The organism is Pseudomonas sp. DTU_2021_1001937_2_SI_NGA_ILE_001 (assembly GCF_032463525.1).
GTDB lineage: Bacteria > Pseudomonadota > Gammaproteobacteria > Pseudomonadales > Pseudomonadaceae > Aquipseudomonas.
Map to the genome: position 1 here is coordinate 3,916,554 of NZ_CP135971.1, position 18,629 is coordinate 3,935,182.

Consider the following 18,629-nt stretch of genomic DNA (forward strand, 5'->3'; position numbering starts at 1 on the left):
TGCCTGGACTAGAACGCCATATAGCCTTCAAGGCGCTCGGCCAGGAAGGATTTCAGCATCTGGATAGCCGGAGTCAACGAGGTTCGGTGCGCGCACACCAACTGAAGTGGCGCGGCCTGTCCATAGACTTCTGGAAAAAGCTCAACTAGCCGGCCATTACGCAGGTCATCCATTACATCGATTCTGGACTTGTAGATAATCCCGAAGCCGGCCAAGGCCCAACGGCGGACAATATCGGCGTCGTCACTGATACGGTCGCCACTGACCTGTACGGTTTGCCCGCCGCCTGGCAGGTTGAAATTCCACCGTTCATGGGTTTGATCGCCCATCACGTATCGCAGGCAGTTGTGACGAGCCAAGTCCGCTGGTGTCGCTGGCCGGCCATGCCGTTGCAGGTACGCGGGCGATGCGCAGACCGTTCTTCTATTGAACGGCGACAGCGACAAGGAGACCAGACTGGAGTCGGTTAGCTGGCCATAACGAATGCTGGCATCCAGATGCTCGCTGAATAAATCGGCCACCTGATCACTGATGCGCAGTTGCAGCCGAACCTTCGAATGCATTTCCTTGAACTCGTCAAGCCACGGCAGCAGCACGTTTCTTCCCACGTCTGAAGGCATCGACAATCGGATGGTTCCAGCAATGTCCTGACGCCCTTGCGTCAACAGGTGCTCGCCGTTTTCCAGTACATCCAGTGCCTGTCGTGCATGTGGCAGATACCGCTCTCCATCATCAGACAGCCTGAGCCGCCGTGTAGAGCGTATGAAGAGCCGGACGTTCAGGCAGCTCTCCAGGCGCTGTACGGCGCTGCTTGCCAAGGCAGGAGAAATCGACAGTAACCGGGCGGCAGCCGAGAAGCTTCCAGCTGTGGCCGTGGTGACGAAAACCTGCAAGTCATCAAGTCGGACGATTTTCTTCAATTTCACGAAATTCTTTATGTGGTGTTGGCATTTTTCATCATAAGCATAGCAATGAAGATTGCCCAGCATTCAAACAGGAGCTGGCAATGAATCGACTCAAACGCTTTGCACTGTCTGCCATCATGTCAGGCCTGATGGCGACGGCCCAGGCGGCGGAACAGTATGACCTGCAGGTCGTGGCCCAATCAGATACGGCCGTATGGAACGCGGTCGCGGTGGATAACTCAGGCGCACTCTACGTATCAGGACCCAGATGGATGGGGTCACAAGGACCCTCTGTTTCGAAGCTTGACGGCAAGGGGCAACCACACCCGTTCCCTGATGCCCGGTGGAACAGTGAAGATCCCAAGATTCCCGCCCAACAGCGGTTCATCAACGTCAATGCCATGCGAGTGGATGATAAGCAGCGGCTTTGGATCGTCGATGCCGGAGTCACGGACTTTGGGGGCAAGGTTGTTCCTGGTGGGGCGAAGCTGGTGGTTGTTGACCTCGACAGTGGTCTGGTCGAGAAAGTCATACCCTTCGAGTCCAGCATCGCCCAGGCCGGTAGCTACATTGATGATGTCCGTCTTAATGGCGGCCACGCTTATCTGACAGATGCCGGCGTTCCCGGGATTATCGTGCTGGATCTCGCAACACAAAAAGCTCGTCGAGTGCTTTCCAGCAGTCAGGCAGTGCGTGCTCCTGAAGACCGCGACATTATCGTAGGTGGCAAGGTACTACGGGCGCCTGATGGCCGCGCATTGCGGGTGCATGCGGATCCGCTCGAAGTTTCTAACGATGGAAAATGGCTTTACTTCGCGCCTCTGACAGGACCTTGGTACAAGATCGAAACCCGCTGGTTGGATGACCCCAGCGTGGCGGAAGAGGCGCTCGCACAAAAAGTCGAATATTGGAAAGACCTTCCTCCTGTCGGAGGAACCGTGATGGATAAAAGCGGTAACTTTTACTTCAGTGACCTGGCTCAAGACAGTGTGAAGCGTATCGCTCCGGATGGCGAGGTGCGAACCCTTGCGACTGACAAACGACTGCACTGGGTGGATGCGCCAGCTTTTGATCGTCAAGGCAGGTTGTATCTTCCGGCCGCACAAGTTGACCGTGTCAGTCTGTTCAATAACGGCGCGTCTCAAGTGCAGCGCCCCCTCGAGATCTACCGACTGAATCTTGAGTGATGCAGTCTCATCAGGGCTCGCGCTTGTGAAGGCCAGCCCTGATGGCGTCAAGAGAGTGTGCCTTTGCCGGGAGTGCTCGATCAGGGCAAGCCATTGCCGATCCAGAAGCTCGGCCTTATCGTGGAGTGTTCGCCAGAGTTCAGGGCGACAGGCGCAAGCCGGAATACCACGATGGTCGCTTTATCCTCAATTGCACGGCTCAATGCCCTGAATGCATCGCCTGTTGTGTGCTTGACCAGCGCGGCCTCGCTCTGCCAGGCCTCGAGCATTGTCCAGTTGGCGGGATTGTCCAGAACTCGAAATAAATCGTAATGCAGGCATCCCTCTTCGCTTCGAGTCTCTTCGACTGCTTTTAATAACGCCTCATAGACGTCCTTGACCGAGGATGGCTCAGCGGTGATATGCGCAACTGTGTATATAGGCTGGGGCATGGCCGTCTGCTCTGGTTTTACATCAGAGCTTGCATCAGCGCTGTACCTGTCGATAGCTGAGCGAGTGGCGAAATAGTTTATTCAAATTGGCGAAAATACTTACTGTTTCGGCCAAATGTCGCGGTAAGTTTGGCAGGGCTGCGTGTGAAGGATTACCGTTTGGCGAAACGAAATTGCATCGCTGAATTGCCCTCACGGTCGCCCGGAAAACTGCATCGGAGCCTGATGTCCATTCGCAGCGATATGGCGCTGGGAAACCGCTCAAGATTCGCCTGTTCTGCCGATATTACTGGCATCCTAATATCAAAAAAATCGGGGCGCGGTATGAAATGGAACATTCGCAACAAGGTTCTTTTGCTGGCCATCATTCCGGCCTTTCTCACTGCCTTGGTCCTGCAGCTTCTGGCATTCTCCGAACAGAAGGCACTCAGTGAGCGCAGCCTGGAAGAGACCCGACAAAACCTGATCAAGACCCGCAAGGAAGAGCTGCTGCATTACATGGACATCGCCTTCACGGCGATCAAGCCCCTGTATGATCGCCCCGATGCCCAGTCGCCCGAAGTGCGCAAGGAAGCGGCGGAACGCTTGCGTGGGCTGCGCTACGGCGCCGATGGTTACTTCTTCGTCTACACCGACAATGGCGACCGTGTGGTGCTGGCCGGCAAGGACGAGGGCAAGAACTTCTGGGACCTGAAGGACACCAACGGCTTTTACCTGATCCGCGAGCTGATCGGCGCGGCCAAGCGCGGCGGCGACTTCGTCACCTACTACTTCCCCAAGCCGGGTGGCAGCACCTCGTTCCCGAAGCTGTCCTATTCCCGCTATCTGGAAAAATGGGGTTGGACGCTCGGCGCCGGTTTCTACATCGACGGTGTCGACGCGCTGATCGATGACCAGATGCAGCAACAGCAGAAAGCGCTGGATGAAATGCGCTGGAAACAAGGCCTGACACTGGCCGTGCTGTTGATCATTCTCGCGGCGCTGGCCTCCTGGGTGGCGGCTTCGCTGGTGCGGCCCATCAAGTTGCTAACCAACAACCTGCAGTTGCTGGCCTCCGAGGACGGCGACCTGGCGCATCATCTGCCGGTCGACGGCAACGAGGAAACCGCCGCGATGGCGCAGGCGTTCAACCTGTTCGTCAGCAAGATCCGCGACATGATTCTGGAGTTGACCCGTTGCGTGCAGGCGCTTCAGGAGCGTAACGAGCAGCTGCGTCAGAGCACCCAGCAGGCTGCTGATGCCCTGGTTCGCCAGAACGATGATGCCGAGCAGGTTGCCCACGCGATGGAGCAGATGGCGCAAGCCACGCATAACGTTTCGGAGTCGGCGCAGAGCGCGGCGCAGATGACCCGCAACACGGATGACCAGGCGCGTGCCATTCAGGTCAACGTCGATGAGACGATCCAGTCGATCAGTGGCCTGGCGTCGGATATCGGCACGGCGGCGCGGGATATCCAGACCCTCGGCCAGGATGTGGAATCCATCGGCTCGATTCTGGATGTGATTCGCGCCATCGCCGAACAGACCAACCTGCTGGCCTTGAACGCGGCCATCGAGGCGGCCCGTGCGGGTGAGCAGGGGCGCGGCTTTGCCGTGGTGGCCGATGAGGTGCGGTCGCTGGCCTCGCGCACGCAGAAGAGCACCCAAGAAATCCAGGAAAAGATCAGCCAGTTGCAGCAGGGCTCACGCGCGGCGGTGGCCGCCATGCAGAACAGCATCAAGGTGAGTGAGGTGGCGGTGGCCAAGGCCAACGGCACCGGGCAGATCCTCGCGGGTGTCAGCCAGGCGGTGTCGGACATCAGCGGCGTGAACAACCAGATTGCGACGGCGGCCGAAGAGCAGTCGAGCATCAGCGCCGAGGTGAACCACAACCTGACGCAGATCTCCCGTCATATCAGCCAGACCTAGGGCATGACGGCGCAGAACAATGAGATGAGCCTGGAGCTGGAACTCCTGGCGCGTGAGTTGGATCAGCTGATCAAGCGCTTCAAGGTCTGAGTTTCGATCCGTCGTTCAGGAAGCGGCCTGGCCGTTCCTGAACGCCCCCGGCGTGCAGGCATACCAGCGATTGAAGGCCTTGTGGAAGGCGCTGTGATCGCAGAAGCCGAGCTTTTCCGAAATCGCCGTGATGGTGTCGGTGGTGGAGTAGAGCAGCTGGCGCGCCAGGTCGCGGCGGCATTCGTCGACGATGAGCTGAAAGCCGCTGGCCTCGTCGTCCAGGCGGTTCTGCAGGGTACGCATGCTGAGGTTCAGGTCGCGTGCCACCTGCTCCAGCGATACCACGCCTTTGCCGGTGGTGAGGCCGATCAGCACCAGGTTCTTCACCATGGCGCTGACTCGCTGCTGGCTCTTGAACAATTCCTCATCGGAAAAATTCAGGTGGTACAGGCGCAGGGTCGGGTTGGCGGTTTCCAGCGGCTTGGCGCAATCCGCGAGGGAAAAGGCGAGCTTGTTGACCGGGCTGGAGAAGCTCAGGTGCGGGCCGAATACGGCTTCGAGTCGTGAGCGGTCGGCAGGCTCAGGGTAACTGAACGCAGCCTTCAGGGGCATGGGGCGGTGCTCCGGCTCCAGCCAGTGCACCATGGCCATGAAGATCGACATGCAGCAGTCGATGTATTGCCGCGGCACGCCCAGGCTGTCCAGGCAGAGAAAGTGGAAGCCGACTTCATGCTCGTCCTCGACCAGCGCCTGCGGGGCGCCGTCGCTGAGCAGCACCGAATAGCGCGCCATGGTCTTGAGCGCCTCACCCAGCGTGGCGCTGGACATGATCGCGTACAACTGGGAGTCGTACTGGCCTGGCCGGAAATAATCATAGGCGCTGGCCCCCGCATCGGCGCTGCCGGTTTCTTCAGTGATCTGCACGATCAACCTAAGGGCTTCGTCAAGGTCCAGTCTAGAGCCGTCGCTCAGGGTGCGATCAATATGCGAGCACAACTGTGTAAGTTTGGAGGAAGGCGCCTCCACACAATTAACCAGTTGCAGGACCAGACGAGCACAGGAAACAGAGAGTGTGGGCATGTTCAATCTCGGACAGCGATCGGGGGGCAGCATGCCAAAACACTAAGGCACTCACAAGTGTGGATCCATTTTTGTTTTTTATAGCCTGCTTTCAGGGGACATTACGCGCGAGGCGGCAATAAAAAAGCAAAGCTTAGTTAAGTTGTCAGATGACTGCTAAGACGCTGATAGTTGTCGCTTGAAAAAAAGAAGTTTGGCATCTGCGGACATTGAATATTGCGTCTCAGGATACAGCTGGCGTTATCCGTACATGCTTCAATGGCTGAAAGATCCAGTGAGGAGCCATGATGGCCAAGGGCGTCAAACCCGCACCACTACGGGAAATCGACATTGATGACGATGTCCTCTCATGCCTCAATCAGTTGGTGGCGGCGGCCATTTCCGGGACCCAGAGCGCTGAGCCTGTCGCCGCATTCCTGATGGCTTGGCACGACGCCGAGCGTCATGGAGGATTCGACTTTTCGGAACTTCCGCGCATGCAACCGGCCGCGCGCCAAGCTGCTGTAAAACTGTTTGGCTGGCTCAGCGAAAATCCGGTAACGCCCGGCGATTTGGGGCTGGACATCATCTTTCAAGCTATCGGTACGCGCTGGGCTTATTAAAGCGCTAACGTCATAAAGCACGTTGCGTTAGACGCACCTCCAATTGATTAAAGTATTCGATGGAATCGTTCGATCAATTCGAAAGGTGCGTATGGGGAATTAACGACGGACGTGCGCTGCCATGAATGGCGCACGCAGCGGCAAAGACCGCCCCGGTTCAAAAGTTTGCGGTGTGAAGCCTGCCACAAGAATGCCTTCCTATTTCTTTCCCTGTGGCCTTCAAGGTCGCGATGTGAGTTCACATGACGCTTCGTTATTTCAGGATTTCAAGCCGGACACTGACAGGCTTCGGCATTCTAGCCGTCATCGTGTTCGGTCTCGGGCTGGTCGGCCTGCAGGCGTTGTCCAACATCCGAGGTCAAGGGCCCGGGGTCGAGAACAAGGGTGTGTCGGGTATCGTGGCAGCCGACAACCTGGCCATCCAGTTGTCGCGTACCCGCGTGGAAGCCCTGCGCCTGCTGGCCGTGCCCGATCCTGAATCGGTGGCGGCTACACGCAAGAAGATCGATGAGTTGACCCACAGCGTTCAGCAGAGCCTGGAGCGTTACCGGCAGATGGCCGATGACGAAGACGAGCTTGGTGAGCTGGCAGCACTGGCGCGCATGCACGATGAATACCTGGCGGGTATGCGGCAGGCAGCGGATTTGCTGGCTTCCGGCAAGATCGATGTGGCACGCACCCTGGTGCAGGGCAGAATGGCCCAGCTGGGTGGCCAGATGAACCAGAGCACCGAGCGCCTGCGCGGCATCAACCAGGAGCGCATCCGTAAGTCGGCTGCTGGCTCCGGCGTCGCCTATGGCGAGGCCAGGATGATGACCTGGGGGGCGATTCTCATTGCGCTGTGCCTGACCCTGTTGCTGGCCTGGCAGCTGATCCGCAGCCTGGCCAAGCCGATCAACCAGGCGGTGCAAGCGGCACGCTCCATTGCCCAGGGCGACCTTGGCGAGACGTTAGAGGGGGAAGGACGCGACGAGGCCGCACAACTGCTGCAGTCGATGCAGCAGATGCAGTCGCGTTTGCGCGATACCCTGGTCCTGGTCAGTAAGTCTTCGGCACAGCTCAGCAGCGCTGCCGAGCAGATGACGAACGTCATGCATGACAGTGCACAGGGTCGGCGGCGACAGAATGGCGAAATCGACAGGGCAGCCACCGCCGTGACGGGCAATGTGTCGTGTTCCAGCGAGCAGGCTAGCCAGCAGCTGGCGGCACTGGCTGTCGTGCTCAACGAGCGGCTCAAGGGCTTGCATACCTGAGCGTTCGACCGGCAGGACCGGTTTTGGCCGCCATACCGTTCGGTTGGAGCGGGTAGGCTTCAGCCCAATAAAAAACCCCATCCGGCCAGGCCGGATGGGGTTTTCTGTAACCGCTGAAGCGAGTCTTACAGCGCCATGTCGGTGGCGGCGTTGCTTTCACGCGGCTTGGCTGGAGCAGCAGCCGGAGCGGCAGGTGCGGCGCCGTTTACAGCTGGCGGGGTCGGCAGCATCAGGACTTCGGCGGTGTACGCCCATTCCTTGGCGACGGCTTCTGGGCTGTTGTTCAGCTTGGTGCCGTAGCTAGGAACGATCTGGTGCAGTTTTTCCTGCCAGGCCGGGGTGGCTACCTTGTCCTTGAAGACTTTTTCCAGGACGTTGAGCATGATCGGCGCGGCGGTCGAGGCACCCGGCGAAGCGCCCAGCAGGCCGGCGATGCTGCCGTCCTTGGAAGCGACGACTTCGGTGCCCAGCTTCAGCACGCCGCCCTTCTCTTCGTCACGCTTGATGATCTGCACGCGCTGGCCGGCCTGCCACAGACGCCAGTCTTCTTTCTTGGCGTTCGGGAAGTACTCGCGCAGGGCTGCCATGCGGTCGTCGTCAGACAGCATGACCTGGCCGGCGAGGTACTCGATCAGCGGGTATTCCTTGATGCCGACCTTGGTCATCGGCCAGATGTTGTGCGTATTGGTGCTGGTCAGCAGGTCGAAGTACGAGCCGTTCTTCAGGAACTTGGTGGAGAAGGTCGCGAAGGGGCCGAACAGGATGACGCGCTTGCCGTCCAGGACGCGGGTGTCCAGGTGCGGAACCGACATCGGTGGCGCACCGACCGAAGCCTTGCCATAGGCCTTGGCCAGGTGGGCCTCGGCGATCTTCGGGTTGTCGCTGACCAGGAACGAACCGCCTACCGGGAAGCCGGCGTAGTCCTTGGCTTCTTCGATGCCCGACTTCTGCAGCAGGTGCAGGGCGCCGCCGCCGGCACCGATGAACAGGAACTTGGCGTCGGTAGCGCTTTCGGTACCGTCCTTCAGGTTCTTGTAGGTTACGCGCCAGCTGCCGTCGGCATTGCGAGTGATGTCTTCGACTTCGCTGGAGAGCTTCAGGTCGAAGTTCTGCTTGGTCTTCAGGTGGCCTACGAACTGGCGGGTGATTTCACCGAAGTTCATGTCGGTACCGATCGGTGCCCAGGTGGCGGCGACCTTCTGGTTCGGGTCACGGCCTTCCATCATCAGTGGGACCCACTGCTTGATCTGCGCCGGATCTTCGGAGTACTGCATGCCGCTGAACAGCGGGCTGGCTTTCAGGGCTTCGTAGCGCTTCTTGAGGAACGCGACGTTGTCGTCACCCCAGATGAAACTCATGTGCGGGGTGTAGTTGATGAAGGAGCGCGGGTCCTTCAGTACACCGCTCTTGACCTGCCAGGCCCAGAACTGACGCGAGATCTGGAAGGCTTCGTTGATTTCGATGGCCTTGGAGATGTCGATCTTGCCGTTCTTGTCTTCCGGGGTGTAGTTCAGCTCGGCCAGGGCGGAGTGACCGGTACCGGCGTTGTTCCAGCCGTTGGAGCTTTCTTCCGCCACGCCGTCCAGGCGCTCGACCATCTGCATCGACCAGGTAGGCTCCAGCTCGTTCAGCCAGATACCCAGGGTCGAACTCATGATCCCGCCGCCAACCAGCAGGACGTCAACTTTCTTGACCTCGGCGGCCTGGGCGGACATGAAGCTCGCCGAGAGCGCCAGGCCCAGCAAGGCCGTGTTCACTTTCTTAAACATGTTGTAGTTCCTAGGATTAATGCCGTCCCTCCTGCCACTCTTGTACCGCAGGTGGCCGGGAACAGGCATCCAGTGCCAGGAACTCCAGGGCCAGCCGGGTAAGACTGGAAGGGCGACTCACCAGATCGACGCGGATCGATCCCATTGTTATGTCCCTCCCGTGCTGACTTCTTGTAAGTTGTTGGCTTCAGCGACTTCGATGACACATCTACAGCAGGGCGGCCCGATGTCTTGGCATCGGGCGAACCCCTGACTCACACCCCACCATGGATCACGAGCCCTTGCGTTCAGGCACCCGGCAGGCAAGGCCGGGCGTAGTCCAACCGCCTTCATGAAATGGGCAGGAATGGGGCCTGAACGATTCAGCCGGGCATTTTAGCCGAAAAAGTGCGACAAAAAGACACTTAATCCATAGGGGCTTGGCGTGATAGCCCTGTGAAAGCGACAAAGTGCCGTTATGAATCGGCGGCGATGCGCCGATCTTGAGCGGCCAGCGGCGGCGCCAGGCGATCAGTCCTGGCGTTCAGGACGAGCGGCATTTTCCAGTTCCGCGACCTTGGCTTCCAGGGCTTCCAGACGAGCGCGGGTGCGCGCCAGCACGGCCATCTGGCTGTCGAATTCCTCGCGGCTGACCAGGTCGAGCTTGCTGAAGGCGCCTTGCAGGAGAATCTTCAATTGCGCCTCGAATTCGCTGCGCGGCAGGGGCTTTTCGGCATTGAACAGGCGTGAGGCGTGATCGCTCAGGGCGTCGAGGAGGGCTTTGGGGGCGAGCATGATGATTTCCCGAACTCAGAGGGGCCGGAGTGTAGCACGATGCATCCGGGTGCATTCCTGGGGCGGCACACGCACGCTAAGTGCGCACGGCGAGGTGCACGTGCGCACCGTTATTGTGCGCGGCGCTGCGCCCAGCCCGTGGTCATGAACCTCGGCTGCTGGGCAATCTCTTGATTTCCGTGATTTTTTTCGAGCTGGCAAGCTTTCTGCAAAGACCTGCTTGACCCATGCACTGATGCAGTCGCTGTGACGAATGCAGTGCGGCAGGCGGAGCGGGGATGTTTCGTCAGATGCGGATGGCTGGCGTCGGCAAGCGACCTCACAGGCGGCCGACACGTTACAAAGCCAGGCACTGCGCTTAGACTTGAGACGGGTTTGTTTTCCTGGGGCAAGTCCATCAATTCGGGAGAAAGTTTCATGAAGCTAGTCACTGCAATCATCAAGCCGTTCAAGTTGGATGACGTGCGCGAATCGTTGTCCGAGATCGGCGTGCAGGGCATCACTGTCACCGAGGTCAAGGGCTTCGGTCGTCAGAAAGGTCACACCGAGCTGTATCGCGGCGCTGAATACGTCGTCGACTTCCTTCCCAAGGTCAAGATCGATGTCGCCATCGACGACAAGGATCTGGACCGGGTCATCGAGGCCATTACCAAAGCAGCCAACACCGGCAAGATCGGCGACGGCAAGATCTTCGTCGTGAATCTGGAACAGGCTATCCGTATCCGTACCGGCGAAACCGACACCGACGCGATCTAAGCCGCCAAACCCAACGCCCCAGGAGAAACAATATGACTCTGCGTCAATTCGCAGGGCTAGGAGCCCTGTTGTCCCTCGCTTTACCTGGTCTGGCCCTGGCGGCTGAACCGGCTGCCGAACCTGTGCTCAATTCGGGCGACACCGCCTGGATGCTCACCGCCACCGCCCTGGTGCTGTTCATGACCATCCCGGGCCTGGCGCTGTTCTACGGCGGCATGGTGCGCTCCAAGAACCTGCTCTCGGTGATGATGCAGTGCTTCGCCATTACCGGCCTGATCAGCGTGCTGTGGGTCGTCTACGGCTACAGCCTGGCGTTCGACACCACCGGCATGGAAGCGGGCGTGGTCAACTTCAGCTCTTTCGTTGGCGGCTTGCAGAAAGCCTTCCTGGCCGGCGTGACGCCTGCCAGCCTGACCGGCCCCACCGCGCTGTTCCCTGAAGCCGTGTTCGTGACCTTCCAGATGACCTTCGCGATCATCACCCCGGCGCTGATCGTCGGTGCCTTCGCCGAGCGCATGAAGTTCTCCGCGATGCTGGTGTTCATGGGCGTGTGGTTCACCCTGGTCTACGCACCGATCGCCCACATGGTATGGAGCGGTGTCGGCGGCCTGATGTGGGACTGGGGCGTTCTGGACTTCGCAGGCGGTACCGTCGTGCACATCAACGCCGGTGTCGCCGGTCTGGTGGCCTGCCTGGTGCTGGGCAAGCGCAAAGGCTACCCAACCACTCCGATGGCTCCGCATAACCTCGGCTACACCCTGGTCGGTGCTGCCATGCTGTGGATCGGCTGGTTCGGCTTCAACGCCGGTTCCGCTGCGGCGGCCAACGGCACTGCCGGCATGGCGATGCTGGTCACCCAGATCGCGACCGCCGCTGCCGCGCTGGGCTGGATGTTCGCCGAGTGGATCACCCACGGCAAGCCAAGCGCGCTGGGTATCGCCTCGGGCGTGGTGGCCGGCCTGGTTGCCATCACTCCGGCAGCCGGTACCGTCGGCCCGATGGGCGCTCTGATCATCGGCCTGGTAGCGGGTGTGATCTGCTTCCTGTGTGCCACCAGCCTCAAGCGCAAGATGGGTTATGACGACTCGCTGGACGCCTTCGGCGTGCATGGTATCGGCGGCATCGTCGGTGCGATCCTCACCGGCGTCTTCGCTGCGCCTGCCTTGGGCGGCTTCGGCACCGTCACCGACATCGGCGCCCAGGTCTGGGTGCAGTTCAAGGGCGTCGCCTTCACCGTGGTCTACACCGCTGTGGTGACCTGGGTCATCCTCAAGGTGCTGGACGTGGTCATGGGCCTGCGGGTTACCGAAGAAGAAGAGGTCGTGGGTCTGGACCTTGCGCAACACAACGAGCGTGGCTACAACCTGTAAGCCAGCCTGTAAAAAGTGCCCGGTTCTGCCGGGCATTTTTTTGCCTGAATTTTAGGGATCAAGCGCACTTCGGCGCTGTCATTGATTGTGCACGCGGCGATGTTATAGAACCTCTGTGCCGCCCATGGCAGAGCATCTGCCAGCCTTGGGTGAAGCAGACGGGCAACTCGGTTTATCGCGCGCTTTGCTTTTTTCTCAGGCGAGTTAGAATGCGCGCCGAACGTGCGGAGAACAGTATGTGGCAGCAAGCTGTGATAACGCTCAGGGCCAGGCCCCGCGGGTTTCACTTGGTGACCGACGAGCTCGTGGCAGGTCTGCCCGAGCTGCGCAGTTGTCGTGTCGGCTTGCTGCATCTGTGGTTGCAACACACCTCGGCTTCGTTGACCGTCAACGAAAATGCCGACCCGGCTGTACGTCGTGATTTCGAACGCTTTTTCAACCGCCTGGTCCCTCAGGATGTGGCGGGGTTCGAACACAACGACGAAGGTCCCGATGACCTGCCGGCGCACTTCAAGGCCAGTTTGCTAGGCTGCCAGCTGATTTTGCCGGTTTCCGCCGGACGTCTGGCGCTGGGCACGTGGCAAGGTGTTTATCTCGGCGAGCATCGCGATCATGGCGGTGCTCGCCGGGTTCTGGCCACCCTGCAGGGTGACTGGGAATAACCGCTGGTTTCAGCGGTGCTGGTTCTGAAGGCGGCTCGACTTTAAAGGCTGCTCGGCTATAACTAATCTGCTTTCGCAAGTCATGAGGTAGAACATGAGCGACGACGACAACGACAATGACGATCTGGTAGACGATCTGGAAGGCGAGGACGACGGCGAGGAGCTCAGTGCTGCGCCCGAGGACGACGCCCCTGATGCCGAAGACGGTGCCGAGGCTTCGGCCACGCCCGCCAAAGGTAAGGCCAAGGCTGCGGTTTCGGTCGATGAGCTGCCCAGCATCGAAGCCAAGCAAAAGGATCGCGACGCTCTGGCACGTGCCATGGAAGAGTTCCTCGCTCGTGGCGGCCAGGTGCAGCAAGTGGAGGCCAATGTGGTCGCCGATCCGCCCAAGAAGCCGGACAACAAGTACGGCAGCCGCCCTATCTGAGGCGTGCTGAAGAAAAAGCCCGCTGTCGCTGCGGGCTTTTTCTTGTCTGGCGTATTGATTGGCTGGTCAGGCCCAGCGCGCCAGGACTTCGGGCAGTTGCGACAAATTGTGGATCTGCGCGTCGGGGCGATGCGCTGCATCCCAGGCGTTGCCCTGCGGGTTGAACCAGATGGTTTTCAGCCCGGCGCGCTGGGCCCCGCCGACATCGTCTTGCGGATGATCGCCAATGTGCACGGCCTGGTCGGCCGCGCAGTCGGCACGGCGCAGCGCCTCCTGGAAGGGCGCCGGGTCGGGCTTGCCGATGCCCAGGTCCTCGGCACACAGGGCGAAGTCGAAATAGTCGGCCAGCCCCAGGCGACGGATATCGGCGTTGCCGTTGGTGATCACGCCCAAGGTGTAGGTCTTGGCGAGGATCTCCAGGGTCGGCACCACCTCCGGGAACACCTGCACCTGATGGCGCTCCTGCAGAAAGGCCTCGAAGCTGCGTTCTGCGAGGTCCATGGCCTGGTCCTGGTCGTAGCCGACATCGCGCAAGGCGTGGAACAGCACCTGGCGGCGCAGGGCGCTGATGCGGTGCTTCAGGCCCGGCTCGGCGGCCACCAGCCGGGCGCGGATGGCCCCCAGATGCTCTACAGGCACCGAGCCCAGGCGTGGGGCGTGCTCGACCAGCCAGTTGCGCAGCAGGGCTTCGGCGCCCTGAATGGCCGGGACGTTGTCCCACAGGGTGTCGTCCAGGTCGAAGGTAATCAGCTTAATCATCGGTTTTGCCCTTGCGTCTGGCCCTGGGGTGGGCGCTGTCGTACACGGTGGCCAGGTGCTGGAAGTCCAGGTGGGTGTAGATCTGTGTGGTGCTGATATCGGCGTGGCCGAGCAGCTCCTGCACCGCACGCAGATCCTGGGACGACTCCAGCAGGTGACTGGCAAAGGAATGGCGCAGCATGTGCGGGTGCAGGTTCTGTCCCAGTTCTCGCTCGCCAGCGGCCTTCAGGCGCAGCTGGATCGAGCGCTGGCCCAGGCGCTTGCCATGCTGGCCGATGAACACTGCCTCGTCGCGTGGGTTGGCCAGGGCACGCAGGTGCAGCCACGCCTGCAGCGCCTGGCGGGCCTTGCTGCCTACTGGCAGGACGCGGGTCTTGTTGCCTTTGCCGGTAACCTGCACCAGGCCGTCGTCCAGGTCCAGCTGGTCAAGGTCCAGCCCGGCCAGTTCCGAGAGGCGCAGCCCGGAAGAATAGAACAGCTCCATGATCGCCTGGTCGCGGCGGGCCAGAAAGTCATCTTCCACGGCTCCATCGAGCAGTTGCGCGGTGCGGTCGGTGTCCAGGGTCTTGGGCAGCCGGCGTTCGCCCTTCGGCGGTGACAGGCCGGCGGCCGGATCGTGCTGACAAAGCCCTTCTCGATTGAGGTACAGGTACAGTCCGCGAACCGCCGAGAGCAAGCGTGCCAGGCTGCGCGAGGACTGTCCTTGCTGATGCTGGCGGGCGACGAAGCTGCGCAACTGCTGCGGGTCGAGGGCCGACCAGCTGGTGAGCTGTTGCTGACGGCAGTGCGCCAGGACCTTGTCCAGGTCCCGGCGGTACGCCAGCAGGGTGTGCAGTGACATCTGGCGCTCACTGCGCAGGTGCGTGCAGTAGGCCTCCAGCTGCTCTTCCAACGCTAGCGCACCGAACGCAGGGCGTGGGTGAAGCGTGGCAGCAGGCGGCTCAGCACCTGGGCGATGTAGCCAAGGAACAGGGTGCCGATCGAACTCTTGTAATGCTGTGGGTCATGGCTGCCCACCGCCAGGACACCATGCAGGCCCTGATGGTTGAGGGTCACCAACGCGGTCGAACCCACGTCCTTGGCCTGCTCGGCGCCGAACAGGAACGCCAGCTCGTGCTCGCGCAGTGCGCCACACACGGCCTTGTCGCCCATCAGCCCGCCAATCGCCTTCTGTGCTTCGGCGCTGCTGACCCAGCGGCCCACGGGCATGCCGTTTTCACCGAACAGGATCAGGCTGACGAAGGGCACTTGGAAGTCATGACGCAAGCCGTCCTCGACCGCCATGATCAGCTCTTCGAGGCTGCCGGCGTCCATCAGCGCCAGGTTCAGGCGTCGGGTCTTCTCGAACAGTCGATCATTGTCCCGGGCGACGTCCATCAACTGTGACAGCCGGTGGCGCATCTCGATGTTGCGTTCGCGCAACAGCTTGAGCTGGCGCTCGACCAGCGAGACGCTGTCGCCACGCTGATGCGGAATGCGCATGCTCACCAGCAGCTCATCGTGCTCGGCGAAGAACTCCGGGTGCTGGAGCAGGTAGGCGATGACCGCCTCTGCTTCCAGGTTGGGCGCCGCGTCCTGGTGGGGCGGCAGCTCGGTGATGGTTGAAGCAGGAGGCTGATCGGTCATCGCATTTGCTCACTCATAGACGAACCTGACCTTCGTAGACACGCACCGCCGGCCCGGTCATCAACACCGGTTGGCCCGGCCCCGCCCATTCGATGGACAGGCGTCCGCCGGGCAGGTCGATCAGCACCGGGGAGTCCATCCAGCCCTGGCTGATCGCTGCCACGGCTGCGGCGCAGGCGCCGGTGCCGCAGGCCTGGGTTTCCCCGGCGCCGCGTTCCCAGACGCGCAGCTGCGCACGCTGACGATCCACGACGTGCAGGAAACCGACGTTGACCCGCGCCGGGAAGCGTGGGTGGTGTTCGATTTTCGGTCCCAGTTGATGCACGGGCGCGTTGTTGATGTCATCCACCCGCAGCACCGCATGGGGGTTGCCCATCGACACGGCGGCCAGCTGCACGGTGCGACCGTCGACTTCCAGGTCGTAGCTGTCGGCCTGCTGGTCGGCCTTGAACGGGATCTGTTCCGGCACGAAGCGCGGGGGCCCCATGTCGACGCAGATCTGACCGTCGTTGCGTACGTTCAGTTCGATGATGCCGCTCTTGGTCTCGACGCGGATCTTGCGTTTGGCGGTGAGGCGTTTATCCAGCACGAAGCGGGCGAAGCAGCGCGCGCCGTTGCCGCACTGCTCGACCTCGGAACCGTCGGAATTGAAAATCCGGTAGCGGAAGTCGACGTCCGGGTTGTTCGGCGCCTCGACGATCAGCAACTGGTCGAAGCCGATGCCGGTGTGCCGGTCCCCCCACTGCTTGGCGTGCTTGGGTTGGATATGCGCGTGCTGGCTGACCAGGTCGAGGACCATGAAGTCATTGCCCAGGCCGTGCATCTTGGTGAAACGCAGCAGCATGGGGTCACTCCGGCAGCAGGCTTTCGCCGGCGAACAGCTCGGTGAGGGTTTCCCGACGGCGGACCTGGTGAACCTCGGTGCCGTCGACCAGCACTTCGGCGGCGCGGCCACGGGTGTTGTAGTTCGAACTCATCACGAAACCATAGGCGCCTGCCGAGTGAACCGCCAGCAGATCGCCTTCGGCCAGTGCCAGTTCGCGGCCCTTGGCGAGGAAATCGCCGGTCTCGCAGATCGGCCCGACGATGTCGTAGTTGCGTGGCCGCGCATCGCGCGGCTTGACCGCCGTGACGTTCATCCAGGCCTGATACAGGGCCGGGCGGATCAGGTCGTTCATCGCCGCGTCGACGATGGCGAAATCCTTGTGTTCGGTGTGCTTGAGGTACTCGACCTGGGTCAGCAGCAGCCCGGCGTTGGCGACGATGAAGCGGCCTGGTTCGAACACCAGGCCCAGGTCGCGGCCTTCGAGACGCTTGCGCACGGCCTCGATGTAGGACTGGGCCAGCGGTGGTTCCTCGTCACGGTAGCGCACGCCCAGGCCACCGCCCAGGTCGATGTGGCGCAGGTGGATGCCGCAGTCGCCCAGACGGTCGACCAGGTCCAGCAGGCGGTCCAGTGCGTCGATGAACGGCTCCAGGGTGGTCAGTTGCGAGCCGATGTGGCAGTCCACGCCGATCACTTCCAGGTTCGGCAGCTGCGAGGCACGCACGTAGACGTCTTCGGCCTGGGCGATGGCGATACCGAACTTGTTTTCTTTGAGGCCGGTGGAGATGTACGGATGGGTACCGGCATCGACGTCCGGGTTGACCCGCAGCGACACCGGCGCTCGTACGCCCAGTTCGGCGGCGACGACTTGCAGGCGTTCGAGTTCTTCGCTGGACTCGACGTTGAAGCAGTGCACGCCGACCTCCAGGGCACGGCGCATGTCGTCGCGGGTCTTGCCCACGCCGGAGAAGACGATCTTGTCGGCGCTGCCGCCGGCGGCCAGTACGCGCTCCAGCTCGCCGCGCGAAACGATGTCGAAGCCTGCGCCCAGGCGCGCCAGGACATTCAGCACGCCCAGGTTGGAGTTGGCCTTGACGGCGAAGCACACCAGGTGCGGCATGCCGGCCAGGGCGTCGGCGTAGGCCTTGTACTGCGCCTCGATGTGGGCGCGCGAATAGACGTAGGTGGGGGTGCCGAAGCGTTCGGCGATGGCAGACAAGGCCACGCCTTCCGCGAACAGCTCACCGTCGCGGTAGTTGAAAGCGTCCATGGAGATACCTTAGTAGTGCTTGTGCGATTGCGACTTGCCCTGCGCGTCGGCAGATTTGGTGTCGTCAGGCAGGTACAGCGGGCCCTTCTGGCCGCAGGCGGTGACGAGGCAGGCAACCGCGACGAGCGCAGCAAGCGAGGCGATCAGGCGCTTCATGGCGAAATCCTTTGTATAAGCTTTGATTGGCGCCGAGTATACCGGCCACCCGGCGGCTTGCCTATGTGGCGGCCTTTCCGTCCGGCGGGGCTTTGACGCGACCGGCGGTCTGCGCCGCAGGCCACGCGGAATATTGACGATGGCGCGTCGCCCTGCACCATCACGCTTTGCATTTGCCCGGCGGCAGCCGTATCGTGCGCGCCATGTGACAGACGACACGCCGCCATTTTTCCGAGGTTCACGTTATGAGTTTGACCGAAGCCCGCTTTCACGACCTGGTCGATGCCACCCAGCAGGCGCTGGAGGACATCTTCGACGAGAGCGACCTGGACCTTGACCTGGAAAACTCCGCCGGCGTGCTGACCATCAAGTTCGACAACGGCTCGCAGATCATCATCAGCCGCCAGGAGCCGCTGCGCCAGCTGTGGCTGGCGGCGCGCTCGGGCGGTTTTCACTTCGACTATGACGAAGAAGAGCAGCGCTGGGTGTGCGACACCAGCAACGAGCTGCTCAGCGAGATGCTGGTGCGTATCACCCGTGAACAGGCGGGTGTCGAGTTGGACTTCGACGAGATCTGATCGTGACCGCTCCTGCGACCCCGCGCCCGCCCAAGCCTCTCTATAGCAACGTCAGCACGGCGGTGCCGTCGCCCTGCGTCAGCCTGTGCCGGCTCGACGACGAGCGCGTGTGCATGGGCTGCTTCCGCCACGTCGACGACATCCGCGAATGGCGCTCGGCCGATGACCAGCGCCGTCGCGAGATCCGCGAAGCTGCCGAACAGCGCCGCCTCCAGGCTGGCGCCTAGTCATTCCAGGGCTGGAATCATCGGGTAGGCGCG

At 61.4% G+C, this 18,629-nt stretch carries 21 protein-coding genes and 1 pseudogene; 11 read left to right on the forward strand and 11 right to left on the reverse strand.

Translation table 11 applies throughout. The features are described 5' to 3' along the window. Positions 1–8 precede the first annotated feature (8 nt). Positions 9–911, reverse strand: a complete 903-nt coding sequence (locus RRX38_RS16930) for a LysR substrate-binding domain-containing protein (RefSeq protein WP_410524915.1) — start codon at positions 909–911, stop codon at positions 9–11. 95 nt (positions 912–1,006) lie between these two features. Here RRX38_RS16930 and RRX38_RS16935 point away from each other — a divergent pair, with 95 nt between their 5' ends. After that, positions 1,007–2,092, forward strand: a complete 1,086-nt coding sequence (locus RRX38_RS16935) for an L-dopachrome tautomerase-related protein (protein WP_315960008.1) — start codon at positions 1,007–1,009, stop codon at positions 2,090–2,092. A gap of 80 nt (positions 2,093–2,172) precedes the next feature. Here RRX38_RS16935 and RRX38_RS16940 read toward each other — a convergent pair whose 3' ends face one another. Next, a complete protein-coding gene (locus RRX38_RS16940) occupies positions 2,173–2,523 on the reverse strand; it encodes a putative quinol monooxygenase (protein ID WP_315960009.1) in 351 nt (116 codons plus the stop codon). Positions 2,524–2,847: 324 nt separating this feature from the next. Between RRX38_RS16940 and RRX38_RS25085 the strand changes: the two are divergent. Both RRX38_RS25085 and RRX38_RS25090 read left to right on the forward strand, forming a co-directional pair. Then, a pseudogene (locus RRX38_RS25085) lies at positions 2,848–3,666 on the forward strand (cache domain-containing protein); the annotation flags it as partial. Positions 3,667–3,678: 12 nt separating this feature from the next. Further along, a complete protein-coding gene (locus RRX38_RS25090; protein ID WP_410524916.1) occupies positions 3,679–4,431 on the forward strand; it encodes a methyl-accepting chemotaxis protein in 753 nt (250 codons plus the stop codon). A 105-nt stretch (positions 4,432–4,536) separates the two neighbouring features. On the opposite strand, the gene RRX38_RS16950 is transcribed toward RRX38_RS25090, so the two are convergent. Then, the gene (locus RRX38_RS16950) at positions 4,537–5,574 is read right to left on the reverse strand and encodes an AraC family transcriptional regulator (protein WP_315960011.1); all 1,038 of its coding nucleotides are present in this window, start codon (positions 5,572–5,574) and stop codon (positions 4,537–4,539) included. A gap of 254 nt (positions 5,575–5,828) precedes the next feature. On the opposite strand from RRX38_RS16950, the gene RRX38_RS16955 reads away from it, so the two are divergent. Together RRX38_RS16955 and RRX38_RS16960 are read left to right on the forward strand one after the other, a co-directional pair. After that, a complete protein-coding gene (locus RRX38_RS16955; RefSeq protein WP_295472293.1) occupies positions 5,829–6,143 on the forward strand; it encodes a hypothetical protein in 315 nt (104 codons plus the stop codon). A gap of 242 nt (positions 6,144–6,385) precedes the next feature. After that, positions 6,386–7,396, forward strand: coding sequence for a methyl-accepting chemotaxis protein (locus RRX38_RS16960; RefSeq protein WP_315960012.1), 1,011 nt, complete (start codon positions 6,386–6,388; stop codon positions 7,394–7,396). A gap of 125 nt (positions 7,397–7,521) precedes the next feature. Here the strand turns inward: RRX38_RS16960 and mqo are convergent, their stop codons facing one another. Together mqo and RRX38_RS16970 are read right to left on the reverse strand one after the other, a co-directional pair. Then, the gene (gene mqo / locus RRX38_RS16965; protein ID WP_295472290.1) at positions 7,522–9,165 is read right to left on the reverse strand and encodes a malate dehydrogenase (quinone); all 1,644 of its coding nucleotides are present in this window, start codon (positions 9,163–9,165) and stop codon (positions 7,522–7,524) included. A 510-nt stretch (positions 9,166–9,675) separates the two neighbouring features. Then, positions 9,676–9,939 (reverse strand): accessory factor UbiK family protein, encoded by a 264-nt coding sequence (locus RRX38_RS16970; protein WP_315960013.1) that lies wholly within the window; start codon positions 9,937–9,939, stop codon positions 9,676–9,678. 417 nt (positions 9,940–10,356) lie between these two features. On the opposite strand from RRX38_RS16970, the gene glnK reads away from it, so the two are divergent. The 4 genes from glnK (at position 10,357) to sutA (ending at position 13,154) form a co-directional block, all read left to right on the forward strand. After that, positions 10,357–10,695, forward strand: coding sequence for a P-II family nitrogen regulator (glnK, locus tag RRX38_RS16975; RefSeq protein WP_002555808.1), 339 nt, complete (start codon positions 10,357–10,359; stop codon positions 10,693–10,695). Positions 10,696–10,727: 32 nt separating this feature from the next. Next, complete coding sequence (locus RRX38_RS16980; RefSeq protein ID WP_315960020.1) at positions 10,728–12,065, forward strand: ammonium transporter; 1,338 nt, start codon at positions 10,728–10,730, stop codon at positions 12,063–12,065. A gap of 236 nt (positions 12,066–12,301) precedes the next feature. Further along, entirely contained in the window at positions 12,302–12,727 is a 426-nt protein-coding gene (locus RRX38_RS16985) for a secondary thiamine-phosphate synthase enzyme YjbQ (RefSeq protein ID WP_295472308.1), read from the forward strand. Between the two features lie 94 nt (positions 12,728–12,821). After that, complete coding sequence (sutA, locus tag RRX38_RS16990) at positions 12,822–13,154, forward strand: transcriptional regulator SutA (protein ID WP_295472233.1); 333 nt, start codon at positions 12,822–12,824, stop codon at positions 13,152–13,154. 66 nt (positions 13,155–13,220) lie between these two features. Here sutA and RRX38_RS16995 read toward each other — a convergent pair whose 3' ends face one another. From RRX38_RS16995 to lptM, 6 genes are read right to left on the reverse strand one after another with little or no spacing between them, the layout of a single operon-like run. Next, on the reverse strand, positions 13,221–13,913 hold the full coding sequence (locus RRX38_RS16995) for an HAD family hydrolase (RefSeq protein WP_315960021.1): 693 nt from the start codon (positions 13,911–13,913) through the stop codon (positions 13,221–13,223). Continuing rightward, complete coding sequence (xerC, locus tag RRX38_RS17000) at positions 13,906–14,805, reverse strand: tyrosine recombinase XerC (RefSeq protein WP_295472230.1); 900 nt, start codon at positions 14,803–14,805, stop codon at positions 13,906–13,908. The genes RRX38_RS16995 and xerC overlap by 8 nt, the downstream gene beginning before the upstream one ends. Positions 14,806–14,807: 2 nt before the next feature. Further along, on the reverse strand, positions 14,808–15,539 hold the full coding sequence (locus RRX38_RS17005; protein ID WP_315960022.1) for a DUF484 family protein: 732 nt from the start codon (positions 15,537–15,539) through the stop codon (positions 14,808–14,810). Between the two features lie 13 nt (positions 15,540–15,552). Then, on the reverse strand, positions 15,553–16,383 hold the full coding sequence (gene dapF, locus RRX38_RS17010; protein ID WP_315960023.1) for a diaminopimelate epimerase: 831 nt from the start codon (positions 16,381–16,383) through the stop codon (positions 15,553–15,555). A gap of 4 nt (positions 16,384–16,387) precedes the next feature. Further along, the gene (gene lysA, locus RRX38_RS17015) at positions 16,388–17,635 is read right to left on the reverse strand and encodes a diaminopimelate decarboxylase (RefSeq protein WP_315960024.1); all 1,248 of its coding nucleotides are present in this window, start codon (positions 17,633–17,635) and stop codon (positions 16,388–16,390) included. Positions 17,636–17,644: 9 nt separating this feature from the next. Continuing rightward, a complete protein-coding gene (gene lptM, locus RRX38_RS17020) occupies positions 17,645–17,791 on the reverse strand; it encodes an LPS translocon maturation chaperone LptM (protein ID WP_295472225.1) in 147 nt (48 codons plus the stop codon). Between the two features lie 245 nt (positions 17,792–18,036). On the opposite strand from lptM, the gene cyaY reads away from it, so the two are divergent. Continuing rightward, positions 18,037–18,369, forward strand: coding sequence for an iron donor protein CyaY (cyaY, locus tag RRX38_RS17025; protein WP_295472223.1), 333 nt, complete (start codon positions 18,037–18,039; stop codon positions 18,367–18,369). Between the two features lie 2 nt (positions 18,370–18,371). Continuing rightward, entirely contained in the window at positions 18,372–18,596 is a 225-nt protein-coding gene (locus RRX38_RS17030; RefSeq protein WP_295472221.1) for a DUF1289 domain-containing protein, read from the forward strand. Positions 18,597–18,629: the final 33 nt, after the last annotated feature.

Coding starts and splice junctions, on each gene's coding strand:
- sutA (WP_295472233.1), top strand. CDS start 12,822: ATGAGCGACGACGACAACGACAATGACGATCTGGTAGACGATCTGGAA.
- RRX38_RS17005 (WP_315960022.1), bottom strand. CDS start 15,539: ATGACCGATCAGCCTCCTGCTTCAACCATCACCGAGCTGCCGCCCCAC.
- dapF (WP_315960023.1), bottom strand. CDS start 16,383: ATGCTGCTGCGTTTCACCAAGATGCACGGCCTGGGCAATGACTTCATG.
- RRX38_RS16955 (WP_295472293.1), top strand. CDS start 5,829: ATGGCCAAGGGCGTCAAACCCGCACCACTACGGGAAATCGACATTGAT.
- lysA (WP_315960024.1), bottom strand. CDS start 17,635: ATGGACGCTTTCAACTACCGCGACGGTGAGCTGTTCGCGGAAGGCGTG.
- mqo (WP_295472290.1), bottom strand. CDS start 9,165: ATGTTTAAGAAAGTGAACACGGCCTTGCTGGGCCTGGCGCTCTCGGCG.
- RRX38_RS16995 (WP_315960021.1), bottom strand. CDS start 13,913: ATGATTAAGCTGATTACCTTCGACCTGGACGACACCCTGTGGGACAAC.
- RRX38_RS16970 (WP_315960013.1), bottom strand. CDS start 9,939: ATGCTCGCCCCCAAAGCCCTCCTCGACGCCCTGAGCGATCACGCCTCA.
- glnK (WP_002555808.1), top strand. CDS start 10,357: ATGAAGCTAGTCACTGCAATCATCAAGCCGTTCAAGTTGGATGACGTG.
- RRX38_RS25090 (WP_410524916.1), top strand. CDS start 3,679: ATGATTCTGGAGTTGACCCGTTGCGTGCAGGCGCTTCAGGAGCGTAAC.
- RRX38_RS16960 (WP_315960012.1), top strand. CDS start 6,386: ATGACGCTTCGTTATTTCAGGATTTCAAGCCGGACACTGACAGGCTTC.
- RRX38_RS16980 (WP_315960020.1), top strand. CDS start 10,728: ATGACTCTGCGTCAATTCGCAGGGCTAGGAGCCCTGTTGTCCCTCGCT.
- cyaY (WP_295472223.1), top strand. CDS start 18,037: ATGAGTTTGACCGAAGCCCGCTTTCACGACCTGGTCGATGCCACCCAG.
- RRX38_RS16950 (WP_315960011.1), bottom strand. CDS start 5,574: ATGCTGCCCCCCGATCGCTGTCCGAGATTGAACATGCCCACACTCTCT.
- RRX38_RS16940 (WP_315960009.1), bottom strand. CDS start 2,523: ATGCCCCAGCCTATATACACAGTTGCGCATATCACCGCTGAGCCATCC.
- lptM (WP_295472225.1), bottom strand. CDS start 17,791: ATGAAGCGCCTGATCGCCTCGCTTGCTGCGCTCGTCGCGGTTGCCTGC.
- RRX38_RS16985 (WP_295472308.1), top strand. CDS start 12,302: ATGTGGCAGCAAGCTGTGATAACGCTCAGGGCCAGGCCCCGCGGGTTT.
- RRX38_RS16935 (WP_315960008.1), top strand. CDS start 1,007: ATGAATCGACTCAAACGCTTTGCACTGTCTGCCATCATGTCAGGCCTG.